The sequence below is a fragment of the Planctomycetota bacterium genome (assembly GCA_018242585.1).
GTDB lineage: Bacteria > Planctomycetota > Planctomycetia > Pirellulales > PNKZ01 > JAFEBQ01.
Genome location: JAFEBQ010000026.1, coordinates 186,440 through 199,230, shown reverse-complemented (window position 1 = coordinate 199,230; position 12,791 = coordinate 186,440). Strand labels below are relative to the sequence as shown.

The 12,791-nt window shown below is 63.7% G+C and carries 8 protein-coding genes; 7 read left to right on the top strand and 1 reads right to left on the bottom strand.

The genetic code is table 11. The features are described from left to right. Positions 1-33: 33 nt before the first annotated feature. Both hemB and hemL read left to right on the top strand, forming a co-directional pair. The gene (hemB, locus tag JSS27_13600; GenBank protein ID MBS0209978.1) at positions 34-1,077 is read left to right on the top strand and encodes a porphobilinogen synthase; all 1,044 of its coding nucleotides are present in this window, start codon (positions 34-36) and stop codon (positions 1,075-1,077) included. Between the two features lie 48 nt (positions 1,078-1,125). Continuing rightward, complete coding sequence (gene hemL / locus JSS27_13595; GenBank protein ID MBS0209977.1) at positions 1,126-2,409, top strand: glutamate-1-semialdehyde 2,1-aminomutase; 1,284 nt, start codon at positions 1,126-1,128, stop codon at positions 2,407-2,409. 13 nt (positions 2,410-2,422) lie between these two features. Here the strand turns inward: hemL and tsaB are convergent, their stop codons facing one another. Beyond that, positions 2,423-3,097 (bottom strand): tRNA (adenosine(37)-N6)-threonylcarbamoyltransferase complex dimerization subunit type 1 TsaB, encoded by a 675-nt coding sequence (tsaB, locus tag JSS27_13590; GenBank protein ID MBS0209976.1) that lies wholly within the window; start codon positions 3,095-3,097, stop codon positions 2,423-2,425. Between the two features lie 247 nt (positions 3,098-3,344). Here tsaB and JSS27_13585 point away from each other — a divergent pair, with 247 nt between their 5' ends. The 5 genes from JSS27_13585 to JSS27_13565 all read left to right on the top strand — a co-directional run bounded on the left by JSS27_13585 (position 3,345) and on the right by JSS27_13565 (position 12,750). Further along, on the top strand, positions 3,345-4,094 hold the full coding sequence (locus JSS27_13585; protein ID MBS0209975.1) for a metallophosphoesterase: 750 nt from the start codon (positions 3,345-3,347) through the stop codon (positions 4,092-4,094). Between the two features lie 210 nt (positions 4,095-4,304). Next, positions 4,305-6,638 (top strand): YidC/Oxa1 family insertase periplasmic-domain containing protein, encoded by a 2,334-nt coding sequence (locus JSS27_13580; GenBank protein ID MBS0209974.1) that lies wholly within the window; start codon positions 4,305-4,307, stop codon positions 6,636-6,638. 86 nt (positions 6,639-6,724) lie between these two features. Next, positions 6,725-8,095, top strand: a complete 1,371-nt coding sequence (locus JSS27_13575; protein MBS0209973.1) for a 50S ribosome-binding GTPase — start codon at positions 6,725-6,727, stop codon at positions 8,093-8,095. A gap of 1,351 nt (positions 8,096-9,446) precedes the next feature. Further along, on the top strand, positions 9,447-11,411 hold the full coding sequence (locus tag JSS27_13570; GenBank protein MBS0209972.1) for an amidohydrolase: 1,965 nt from the start codon (positions 9,447-9,449) through the stop codon (positions 11,409-11,411). Continuing rightward, positions 11,395-12,750 carry an amidohydrolase family protein gene (locus JSS27_13565; GenBank protein MBS0209971.1) on the top strand — a complete coding sequence of 452 codons (1,356 nt, stop codon included), beginning with the start codon at positions 11,395-11,397 and terminating at the stop codon, positions 12,748-12,750. Before JSS27_13570 ends, JSS27_13565 begins: the two co-directional genes overlap by 17 nt. Positions 12,751-12,791: the final 41 nt, after the last annotated feature.

Sequence of the window (12,791 nt, the reverse complement as noted above, 5' to 3'; positions counted from 1 at the left end):
CGGTGGATTAACTAGGATTTAGCACGCCCGATTATGTCGCCTGCCACGCCCAGCGAGCAACCCACGCCCAGCCCAGCCGGCTTTCCGACCACGCGTCTGCGTCGGTTGCGGCACAATCCGCTTGTCCGCCGGCTGGTCCAGGAAACGCGGCTGCACCCCAGCGACTTCATCCTGCCGTACTTCATTTGCGACGGCACGAACGTCCGCAAGCCGATCGGCGCGATGCCAGGCGTCTTCCAGTTGTCGCTCGACCAGTTCGAGAACGACGTGCGCTCGGTCGCCGACCTGGGCCTCGGGGGCATTCTGCTATTCGGAGTTCCCGACGCGAAAGACACCTCGGGCCGCGCCGGCTGCAGCGACGACGGGCTGGTCCCCCGCGCGGTCAAGCTGGCCAAGCAAGCCGCCCCCAATCTGCTGGTGGTGACCGATGTCTGCCTGTGCGAGTACATGGAGCACGGCCACTGCGGCGTGGTTGTGAAGACGGGCGGGCGAGCCGACGTCGACAATGATGCCACCTTGGAACTTCTGGCGCGTCAGGCGGTCAGCCACGCCCAGGCTGGCGCCGATATGGTCGCCCCCAGTGCCATGATGGACGGCATGGTCCACGCCATTCGCAGCGGGCTCGACACGGCTGGCTTTGGCCATCTTCCCTTGATGAGCTACGCGGCCAAGTACGCTAGCGCGTTCTATGGCCCGTTCCGCGAAGCGGCCCAAAGCGCGCCACAATTCGGTGACCGCCGCAGTTACCAGATGGACTACGCCGGCCGCCCCGGCGAAGCGCTGCGCGAGATTGAACTCGACATCGCCGAAGGGGCTGACATCATCATGGTCAAGCCGGCGCTCGCTTATTTGGATGTCATCAAGGAAGCCTCCACGCGCTGGCCCGGCTTGCCATTGGCGGCGTACAACGTGTCGGGCGAGTACAGCATGGTCAAAGCCGCCGCCGCCCAGGGCTGGATCGACGAACGCGCCGTGGTGCTCGAATCGCTGACCGCCATTCGCCGCGCCGGCGCGAACATCATCATCAGCTATTGGGCCCAGGACGTCGCGCGCTGGCTCGCCTCGCCGGCGACCTGATACTGGCCCCGCGCTCAAAATCATCACACTCTTATCCAGGGACGACCCATGACACGCCAGCGCAGCCACGCCGCCTTTCAGCGCAGCAAGCAACTGATTCCAGGTGGCGTGAACAGCCCGGCCCGGGCCTTTGGCGCCGTTGGCGGCGAGCCGATCTTCTTTGCCCGCGGCGAGGGGGCCTGGCTCTACGATTTGGACGGCAACAAGTACCTCGACTACATCGGCTCGTGGGGGCCGATGATCCTCGGTCACGCCCATCCGCTGGTGAACGAAGCGCTCGAAAAGACCTTGCGCCGCGGTACCAGCTTTGGCGCGCCGACCGAGGCCGAAAGCGAGTTGGCCGAGTTGATTATCGTGGCCGTCCCGTCGATCCAGAAAGTTCGGCTTGTCAACTCGGGGACCGAGGCGACGATGAGCGCCATCCGCCTGGCTCGCGGGTTCACCGGCCGGGACGTGATCGTCAAATTCGCCGGCAACTACCACGGCCACGTCGACAGCCTGCTCGTCGCGGCGGGAAGTTCGGCGGCGACGCTTGCCGTTCCGAATTCGCCGGGCATCACGGCCGGCACCGCGGCCGATACGCTGGTGCTTCAATACAACGACACGGCCGGCGTGCATCGCGCCTTTGCCGAGCATGGCAAGCGGATTGCCGGCGTCATCGTCGAACCGATCGTCGGTAACATGGGCTGCGTCGTGCCGACGGTCGAGTTCATGCAGGCGCTGCGCATCGAGACGTCGAAGCACGGCGCGCTGTTGATCTTTGACGAAGTGATGACTGGCTTCCGTGTGGCCTATGGCGGCGCCCAGTCGATTCTGCGGATCGAGCCCGACTTGACCACGCTGGGTAAGATTGTCGGCGGCGGACTGCCGGTCGGCGCGTACGGCGGCCGGGCCGACATCATGGACCACGTGCTGCCGGCGGGCAAAGTCTTTCAGGCCGGCACGCTGTCAGGCAATCCGCTGGCCACGGCCGCGGGCATTGCCACGCTCAAAGAGCTGCGCGACGCGCCGCCGTACGAACACCTGGCACGTCTGGCCGCTCGGCTCTGCTCGGGCCTGGAAGAAGAAGCACAAAACGCCGGCGTCACCCATTGCCTGGCCGGCATGGGAAGCATGCTGACGCTGTTCTTCAACCCGGGACCGGTCACTGACTGGCCCTCGGCGAGCCGCAGCGACACCGCTAGCTATGCGAAGTACTTCTGGGGAATGATCGAGCGGGGCGTTTATCTGCCGTGCAGCCAGTACGAAGCGCTGTTCATCTCGGCCGCTCACACCGAAGACGACATCGACCGCACCGTCGACGCCGCCGCGGAAGTGTTCAAGACGCTGTAAGCCCTGAGTGACTTTAACCGTCGCGCTTTTCTTCGGCGGCGCTGCGGCGTAAATAGTTCGGCGTCAGTTGCCAGGGATCGTCGAACTCGCCGCGGGCAGCACGCCCAGCGGCAAGCAATCCAACCGTGGCCGCACGCGGTTCCCACGCCACTTCGGGCGCAACCACGACGCCAGTTGGCAGCCGTTCACGCAACTTGGCCAGCGGCGCGCCGACGACCACGTCACCTACCTGCAACCCTGCCAGCCAGGGCTCGACATGCACGATCGCGGCCGGTTGCTCGGCCACTAGCGCCCCCCCTTCGCCCATCAAGAACGTGCAGGCGAACAGCTCCCCGCGCTGGGCGTCCATCACCGCCGCCACGCGACCGGCGCAAGCCCCAGCTTGAGCGGCCAGGCATTCAAGCGTCGACACCCCCACCAGCCGGCAGCCGGTCGCAAAAGCGAACGTCTTGGCCGCCGTCACGCCAATGCGCAAACCCGTGAACGACCCCGGCCCGGCGGTCACGGCGATCAGGTCGACCATCACCGGCTGCCAGGCCACCTGGGCCAGCAAGTCGCGCAGCGCCGGGTGAAGCATCTGCCCGCTCCGCGTGCCGGCCGGCAACGCGACCTCGGACAGCAAGCGTTCCCCTTCCAGGGCCGCCACGCTGCCGCCGGTACCACTGGTTTCGAGGGCCAGAATTCGCATGGCTTCCTTGGTGGCGTCGGGCTGCGCAAGGCCCGGACTTACGTCGTGGAAAAGTCGTGATTTCAGGGCCATGCACGCGCCGCCAGCCGGCGCGTAACCGATTGACAGGCAAGCACTAACATTCGCGCGCTGCGTCGACCGCCCCCTTGACCCCCGGCGGCTGCAATCCTAGACTGCCCGATACCCGTTGGATAGCCCTGGGATCTTGCTCCCACAAGGGCGGCGAGGTGCCCTTTGAAGGTGCGGTGTGAAACGAGCGATCATCAGCGACATCCATAGCAACCTCGAGGCCTTCGAGGCGGTTCTGGCTGACATCCGCGCCAACGAAATCACCGAAATCTACTGCCTGGGCGACGTGGTGGGCTACGGGCCCAACCCGCGGGAATGCATCGACCTGGCCATGAATTGCAACATTTGCATCCTGGGCAACCATGACCAGGGGGCGTTGTTCGATCCCGAAGGCTTCAACGCCGGCGCCGAGCGGGCCATCTTTTGGACCCGCGAGCAGTTAGAAAACACCACGGGCGATCCGGCCGACCGACTAAGGCGGCGCAATTTTCTGCAAGAGCTGCCGCGCCACCGCCGCGAGAACGGCTTGTTGTACGTCCACGGCTCGGCGCGCAACCCGCTGAATGAATATGTGTTTCCCGAGGACATTTACAATCCTCGCAAGATGGAGAAAATTTTCTCGCTGGTCGAGCGCGTGGTCTTCCAAGGCCACACCCACGTTCCCGGCGTATTCACTTCCGATCTGACGTTCGCCACGCCCGATGAGCTGAATTACACCTATCGCTTTGGCACGCATAAAGCGATGGTCAACGTGGGCTCGGTCGGCCAGCCGCGCGACGGCAACGCGAAAGCCTGTTATGTGATTCTCGAAGACGATCTCTTGCGCTATCGGCGGATCGAATATCCGTTCGAGGTAACCGCCAAGAAGATCTACGACACGCCCGAGTTGGATAACTTTCTGGGCGACCGCTTGCGGGAAGGACGGTGAGCGGCGTCGAAGTGTCGGGCAATTGAGCGGTCGATTGCAGAACCGTTCGCGGACCAGTACCCACCCGATGCTTCCACGAGATTTTCCTGTCTGGCCGCGGCCGCCCCACTGGGCGATAGCGCGGTTCGGCAAGTTCTGACCGATGGTCCCAGTTTGGGATCGCGACCGGTCGGTTTACTGACATTGGCCCCAGGTTCGTAAGCAGCGTACATGGCACAACCTTCACAGCAACCACGCTATCGCACATTCTTTGCCCTGGTCGTGATCCTGTTCTTGGTGAACATGGTGGTCACGCGCTATTTCTTCCCGCAACCGCCCGCCAAGCCTGTGGCCAAGAAAGAGCGCGATGTACTGGCCGAGGCCAAGGAAAAGCTCGAGAACGACAAACCTGCCGCCAAGGACGACAAGGATCAGAGCGCGGAACCCGACAAGAACAAGCCGGCGCGCGAAGTCCCCAAGGTCGCGCCCCAGTGGTACACCCTGGGCTCGGTCGACCACGCCAGCCCGTTCCGGATGCTGGTGACGTTCAACAATCAAGGAGGGGCGATCGAGCGCGTCGAGTTGAACGGCCCGCGCTATCACGAATCGACCTGGGACGACCTGTACGCGCCGCACGGTCGCGAAGACCTGAGCGGCTACATGGGACACCTGGCGCTGACCGTCGATGAGCAGAAGCGCGGCCTGGTGGTGAACGCCGTCGGCGACGGCACCCCGGCGGCGCGCGCAGGCATTAAGGTCGGCGACATCCTTGCGGCCGTCAACGACAAGCCGATTCGCTCGCCGGCCGACTTGGACGAGATCATGCACCACACGCGGATGCGGCACAAAATCGCCGTAACGCTGGACGGCAAGGCGGATAAGGTTGAAATCACGCTCGGCCCGCGCCCGATGCAGGTCATTCGCCCCGAGGGGACCGATCCACTGTCGTACCTGTTGACCATGCAGGAGATCGACCGGCGCACGATTGATGCCGGCAAACTCAAGGATTTGGCCGAACAGATGCGGACCCAGCCTTGGGAGGCACGTTTAGATCCGCAGAACGACACGATCGAGTTCAATTGGCCGCTGGTCGAATACGACCTGGACGTGATCAAGCGCTATCGACTCGTCAAAGCGGCCGACGCCGACAAGGATAATCTCGACGCCGCGGTTTACCACCTTGAATTCTACATTGGTTTCAGAAATCTCGGCGACCAGCCTCGCGAGGTGGCTTTTCGGCTGGATGGTCCTAGCGGGCTGCCAGCTGAAGGCTCGTGGTATTCGTCCAAGATCAGCACCGGTAGCGGCGGTCTGCGCGACGTGACTATGGGCACGCGCGACGGCAAGGCAGTGACGACGACCTTCGCGTCGACCGTAACCGTAGCCGGCGATGAAAAGCTGCCGGAATGGGATGGAAAGGACTTGGCTTTTGCGGGCGTTGACGCCCACTACTTTGCGTCGGCTTTGATCGTATCGGCTGGGCCGCGTTCCAAATACTGGACCACTGACGAATTGCGCAAGGATCCCAAGGAGCTTGATGAGCTGCGCGCCCGGGGCGAAGCCAGCAACTACATCTTCGATCGCGTAATCCCACTCCGCGCTGGCCCAGTACCCCTCGATCCGAAACGCAAGTCGCTCACCAATGTAACGTGTCGACTGCAGAGCTTCCCTTTCAAAGTGCTTCCGAGAGGTGAAGACGGCAAAGCAAGTGAAGTCGGCTTCGTATTTGGAATCTTTGCTGGTCCGAAGCGGCCTGACCTGTTGGAAAAGTATTCGCTCGACGACCTAGTCGACTACGGCTGGTTTGGCTTTGTCGCCAAGCCCATGTCATGGATTCTGCACAAGTTCTACGAGTTAGTGCGGAACTATGGCCTCGCGATCATCATGCTGACCGTGCTGGTCCGCTCGTGCATGTTTCCGATCAGCCGCAAGCAAGCTCTCAACGCCCAGAAGATGCAGGAATTGCAGCCTGAGATCAAGCGAATCGCCGAGTTGTACAAAAAGGATCTCGAAGCCCGCAACAAGGCCCAGCAAGAGCTGTTCCGCAAGCACAAGTACAACCCGCTGGCGGGCTGCTTGCCGGTCTTCTTGCAGTTGCCGATCTTCATCGGCCTGTACCGGTCGCTGTCGCTCGACGTCGAGTTGCGGCAAGCACCCCTCTTGTCCGAAGCGGTTCGCTGGTGCTCGAACCTGTCGGCGCCGGACATGTTCTGGTTCTGGCAGAACTACCTGCCCGAATATTTCAGCGCCCCGACCGGCTGGCTGGGACCGTACCTGAACGTCCTGCCGCTGGTGACGATCGCGCTGTTCATCGTGCAGCAGAAGATGTTCATGCCGCCCCCCACCGATGAACAGACCGCCATGCAGCAGAAGATCATGAAGTACATGATGGTCTTCATGGGGGTGATGTTCTTCAAAGTAGCCAGCGGGCTGTGCATTTACTTCATCGCGTCCAGCCTGTGGGGGCTGGCCGAGCGGAAGCTGCTGCCCAAGCCGGCCACGCCCGTGGTTGTCGCGCCAACGCGCCCCTCGAACGGCAAGCGCCGCCACGGCCGCGGCTCGTAGTTTATTGTTTTCATAAGCCCAGGGGTTTCACCCCCCTGGGGCCTTTCGGCGCGAAGTGCTCGCGCTAGTTCTGCGGAGTCGTTGCCGTGCTCAACGCCGCCGACGCGCGCTATCAGACCGACGATACGATCGTGGCCATCGGCTCGTCGCACGCCCCGGCGCTGCGTGGCATCGTTCGTGTCTCGGGCCCGCGGGCGGTGGAACTTGTGGCTGCGTCGTTCGTCGCGCACGACGCCGCCGCGTTGACCGCTTTGAGTTCAGCCAGCGTCATCGACGGCCAAGTGCGACTCGAATCGCTCGCGCGCAGCGTCCCTTGCGCCGCCTACGTCTGGCCCGATGCGCGCAGCTATACGCGCCAGCCAATCGTCGAATTGCACCTGATCGGGTCGTCGCCGCTGCTCGAGGCGCTGGTCGAACAGCTTTGCGCCGCGGGCGCTCGCGTGGCCGCGCCGGGCGAGTTCACCTTGCGGGCGTTTCTGGCTGGCCGGCTCGATCTGACGCAGGCCGAGGCGGTGCTCGGGCTGATCGACGCCCAGAACGAGCGCGAGTTCCGCACCGCGCTTCACCAGTTCGCGGCCGGGCTCGGCGGCCGATTGACCAAGCTGCGTGGGGCGCTGCTCAACTTGTTGGCCGAGGTCGAGGCCGGACTCGACTTCGCCGACGAGGAACTTGACCTGATCTCAACCGAGCATCTGCGTGCTCGGTTAAACATGGCGCTCGCACAATTGGCCGCCTTGCGGGCGCAGATGAACACGCGGGAGACGTCAACACGTCTGCCGCGCGTGGCGCTCGTCGGCCCGCCGAACGTCGGTAAAAGCAGCCTGTTCAACGCCCTGGTTACCGGGCGACAGTCGCTCGTCTCGGAAGTCGCCGGCACCACGCGCGATTACCTGCTGGGCCGTGTGCAACTCGACGGCCTCGAAATCGAACTGATTGACACGGCCGGTCTCGACGCGGCGCTGGCCACGACCGAAATCGACCAGACGGCGCAACAGTTCACCGCCGAGCAACGCGACCAGGCCGATCTTACCTTACTTTGCCTTGATGCATCGCGCGATGAAGCCTTGCCAACAGATTCCGCGTCCGAGAAGCAACTGACGGTCTGGACCAAAGCCGATCTCGCACTCAAGTCGCTACCGACCGATCAACTCATCGTAAGTAGTCACACCGGCGCGGGGCTCGACGCGCTCCGAGCGAAGCTGTGCGAAGCGTTAATCGCCGCGCAGCAGTCCGACACCGACGTCGTGGCCTCGACCGCGGCCCGGGCGCGAACCAGCATCGACGCGGCGACCGAAGCCCTGCGTCACGCGCTCGAACAGTCCGCCGATCGAATTGGCGACGACCTGCTGGCCGCTGAATTGCGGCTGGCCCTGGCGGCCCTGGGCGAGGTCGTTGGCGCGGTCTATACCGATGATTTGCTCGACCGCATCTTCAGCCAGTTCTGCATCGGCAAATAGGGGGCCTTTCTGGCCGTTTTTGCCCCTTTTTTCGCGTCCGTTTGCTGGCCCGGCCAAGTGCGGTCAGCTATGGTTGCTGATACCGCGTTTGCCGATTCCGCCACCTGAGCCCGCCGCCATGGTATCGCATCATTCCGTCGGTTCGCCGCGATTCGCTTTGATGTCGCGAATAAATCTGTTTCATTTCGTCGCCGCGTGCGCCGTGGCGCTGTGTTGTGCCGGCGCATTCAGCGCGCAATCGGTCGCCGCTGAACCGGGACTGGAGCCCGCTGCCGGCCTGCAACAGCACACGCCGACGTTGCACGCCCTGCTCGACGCGCGGATCGTCATTGCGCCGGGTCAGGTCATCGAACGCGGCCATCTGATCGTGCGCGACGGCGTGATCGTGGCGGTCGGGCCTGATGTCGCCGTACCGGCCGGCGCTCAGCGCTGGCCGATGCAGGGCAAGACGATCTATGCCGGCCTGATCGATCTGTTCACCGAGCTGCCTGCCGACGCGGGCTCGCCCAGCCCCGCGGCCAGCTATTGGAACCAAAACGTCACGCCCGAGGTCCGCGCCGCATCGGTCTACAAGCCCGATCACTCGACGAACGAGAAGTACCGCAACCAAGGAATCACCGCGCGGCTGATCGCGCCGGCGGCGCGAATCGTCAAGGGAACCAGCACGCTGGTCAGCACCGGCGACGACGACAAACGCTCGCAGTTGAAGCCCGACGTGGCCATGCACTTGAAGCTGACCGTGCAGCGCCGCGCGGCGCCGGATACCTATCCGGGCTCGCCGATGGGGGCGCTGGCCCTGGTGCGGCAAGCCTTCTACGACGCGCGCTGGTACGCCCAGGCGTGGCAGAAGTACGAGCAACCCGGCGTGCCTCGCCCGGAACAAAGCGCCGCGCTCGCCGTGCTGGGCAAGTATCTCGATCGTCAGGGGCGCGTGATCGTCTCGGCCGACGATCTGTTGTACTTCTTCCGCGCCGACCGGTTGGCTCGCGAGTTCGATTTGGATTTGATCGTGCGCGGCAGCGGCGAGGAGTATCAACGACTCGACGAGGTGCGCGCCGCCGGCTGGCCCGTGATCGTCCCGGTCAACTTCCCGCGGCCGCCGAACATGCGGACGCCCGAGGCGGCCCTGTCGACGTCGCTGCAAGGATTGATGCATTGGGATCTGGCCCCCGAAAACCCGGGCCGGCTCGACGCGGCCGGCGTGCCGATTGTCTTGTCGACCCACGGGCTGAAAAGCACCGATCAGTTCCTGGCGAATGTGCGTCGGGCGGTCGAGCGCGGCCTGACGGCCGACGCGGCTTTGGCGGCTCTGACCACGCGGCCGGCGCAACTGGCCGGCGTCGACAACCGGCTGGGGACATTGGACGCCGGCAAGCTGGCGAACCTGATTGTCACCGACGGCGAGTTGTTCGATCGCAAGACCAAGCTGGTCGAAACCTGGGTCGATGGTCAGCGCTACGAAGTATCGCCGACCAGTCAGATCGATCCACGCGGCACGTGGCAATTTCAACTCACACGTCACGACGGCGGCAGCGAAACGATCATCTGCGAATTGGCCGGCTCGCTCGACAAACCGACGGGCACGATCCAGCGCGGCGACAAGAAAATCAAGTGCAAACAAGTGTTGTTCGAAGGGGGACAACTGACGCTGCTGGTCGAAGGAGACGCCGTTGGGCAGAAAGGCTTTGTGCAACTGAGCCTGACCGTCACGGCCCAGCGCGATGGCAACGCGAAGTCCGCGGAATCGGGCGAAACGGCCAAGGCCCTGCGCGGGGAAGGCTCGACCACCTGGCCCAATGGCCACACTACGCCACTGAGCGGCAAGCACGAACCGGCCAAAAAGAAGGACGATAAGCCCGGCGACGACGAGGCCAAGAAGACGGACACGGACAAGAAGGATGAAGAGCCGAAGCGTCCGAAAGCGGCTCTTTACGCCGTGAACTTTCCCCTAGGCGAGTTCGGCTGGGAACAGCCTCCCGCGGCACCGAGTGCCGTCCTGTTCAAGAACGCCACGGTCTGGACCTGCGCCAAGTCGGGCACCACATCCGAGACCGACGTCCTGGTGCGCGACGGCAAGATCGCCGCCGTCGGCCGCGAACTGGCAGCGCCCGAGGGGGCCACGACGATCGATTGCCGCGGCAAGCACCTGACTCCTGGAGTCATCGATTGTCATTCGCACATCGCCACCGATGGGGGCGTGAACGAGATGACCCAGACGATCACGTCCGAGGTCCGGATCGGCGATTTCATCGACCCGAACGACATCAACATCTACCGCCAACTTGGCGGTGGGGTGACCGCGGCGAACATTCTGCACGGCTCGGCTAACACCATCGGTGGCCAGAACCAGGTGATCAAGTTCCGCTGGGGGCTGAATGCCGAGCAGATGAAGATGGCCGAAGCCCCACCGGGCATCAAGTTCGCGCTGGGTGAAAACGTCAAGCAGAGCAATTGGCCGAGCGCCACGCACAAGCGCTACCCGCAAAGCCGGATGGGGGTCGAGCAGTTGCTGCGCGACGCCTTCCGCGAGACGCGCGAGTACCAGGCACGACACCAGGCCGGCCGCGCCGACGCGAACGAGCTGCCGCCACGGCACGACCTGCAATACGAAGCGCTGGCCGAAGTGCTCGCCGGCAAGCGACTGATCCATTGCCACTCGTATCGCCAGGACGAAATTCTGGCCTTCCTCAAAGTCTGCGAAGAGTTCAACGTCCGCGTGGCCACGCTGCAACACGTGCTGGAAGGGTACAAAGTAGCCGACGCCATCGCCCGACACGGGGCCGGCGGGTCGAGCTTCTCGGACTGGTGGGCGTACAAGTTCGAGGTCTACGAGGCGATTCCCTACAACGGCGCGGTGATGCACCAGAGGGGCGTGGTCGTCTCGTTCAATTCCGACGACGCCGAAATGGCGCGTCGCCTGAACGCCGAGGCAGGCAAGGCGATGAAGTATGGGGGTGTCCCGGCCGACGAGGCGCTGAAGTTCGTCACGCTGAACGCGGCCAGGCAGTTGGGCATTGACCGTTGGGTCGGCTCGATCGAGGTCGGCAAGCAAGCGGACCTGGCCCTGTGGAGCGGGCCGCCGATGTCGAGCTTGTCGCGCTGCGAGCAAACCTGGATCGACGGTCGCAAGTATTTCGACCGTGCCGAGGATATCCAGCGTCGCGCCACGGTGGCTGAGCGTCGGGCCGCGCTGATTCAAAGGATTCTGGCATCGGGCGAGCCTTTTGCCGACGGGGATGACAACAAGAAAGATCAATGGCCGCGCGAAGATTTGTTCTGCCACGACCATGATGAAGAGCATGACCATGCCCACTAAGAAGCTTTCCAATTGTTTGAGCCTGTTGGTCGTCGTGACCGCGTTAGCGATGACCGGCGTAGCAATCGCATCCCCCGAGGTGCCCGGCGCGCCGCAAGCGGCGCCGATCGCGCTCGTCGGCGGCACGGTCCACACCATGACCGGCCCGACGCTCGACAACGCCACGGTCCTGTTCGAGCGCGGCAAGATCACCGTCGTCGGTCGCGAACTGCCGATTCCAGCAGGCGCCGTGCGGGTTGACGTGACCGGCAGGCATGTTTACCCGGGATTGATCGATGCCATGACGACGCTGGGGCTGGTCGAGATTCCTTCGGTGCGCGGCTCGGTTGACGACGCCGAGACTGGCGACATCAATCCGAATGTTTGTTCCTGGCAGGCGATCAATCCCGATAGCGAACTGATTCCCGTTACGCGGGCGAATGGCGTGCTGGTCACACACACGTCGCCGGTCGGCGCGCTAATCACCGGCCGCTCGGCCCTGATCCAGCTTGACGGCTGGACCAACGAACAGATGACCGTGCGTAAAGACGTGGCGGTCCATGCCCACTGGCCGCGGATGGCGCCGATCCACACCTGGCGGCTCGAAGAAACCACGGCCGATCAGTTGTCCAATCGGGACAAGACGCTGAAGCGGCTGCGCCAGACGATGCTCGATGCCCGAGCCTACTGGCTCGCCAAGCAAGCGGCCACCGACGGCAAAGCGCCGCAGCCGGCGCACGACGAGCGTTGGGAAGCGCTGATTCCGGTACTGGAACGGAAGCAGCCGGTGATGATCCACGCCGATGAGATTCAACAAATCCAGTCCGCGGTCGCCTGGGCCGCTGAGTTCAACTTGCGCGTGATTCTGTGCGGCGGCTACGATGCTCCGCGCTGCGTCGATCTGCTGAAGAAGCACGACATTCCGGTGGTGGTGACCGGTGTGCATCGCTTGCCCCAGCGGCGGGATGACCCTTACGACACGCCGTTCACTGTGCCGGCTCAGTTGCACCAGGCGGGTGTGAAATACTGCATCGCCGGGCTCGGGCGGATGGGCAATGTTCGCAACCTGCCGTATCATGCCGCGACAGCCGTGGCGTTCGGACTGCCTCGCGACGAAGCCGAGCGTGCGCTGACGCTGTACGCTGCCCAAATTCTGGGCGCGGCCGATCGGCTTGGCTCGCTCGAAGCCGGCAAGGACGCCACCCTGTTCGTAGCCACCGGCGACACCCTGGAAATCGACACGCACGTCACGAGCGCCTACATCCAAGGACGCCAGGTCGATCTGTCCGACCGGCAGCAGAAACTATGGAAGAAGTATCAAGAGAAATATCGCCAGCTCGACGCGGCGAAAAAGGATTAAGCCGCATGCGTCGACTCTCGTTTGCTGAACACGCCATGTGG

Coding starts and splice junctions, on each gene's coding strand:
- hemB (MBS0209978.1), top strand. CDS start 34: ATGTCGCCTGCCACGCCCAGCGAGCAACCCACGCCCAGCCCAGCCGGC.
- JSS27_13565 (MBS0209971.1), top strand. CDS start 11,395: ATGACCATGCCCACTAAGAAGCTTTCCAATTGTTTGAGCCTGTTGGTC.
- hemL (MBS0209977.1), top strand. CDS start 1,126: ATGACACGCCAGCGCAGCCACGCCGCCTTTCAGCGCAGCAAGCAACTG.
- tsaB (MBS0209976.1), bottom strand. CDS start 3,097: ATGCGAATTCTGGCCCTCGAAACCAGTGGTACCGGCGGCAGCGTGGCG.
- JSS27_13580 (MBS0209974.1), top strand. CDS start 4,305: ATGGCACAACCTTCACAGCAACCACGCTATCGCACATTCTTTGCCCTG.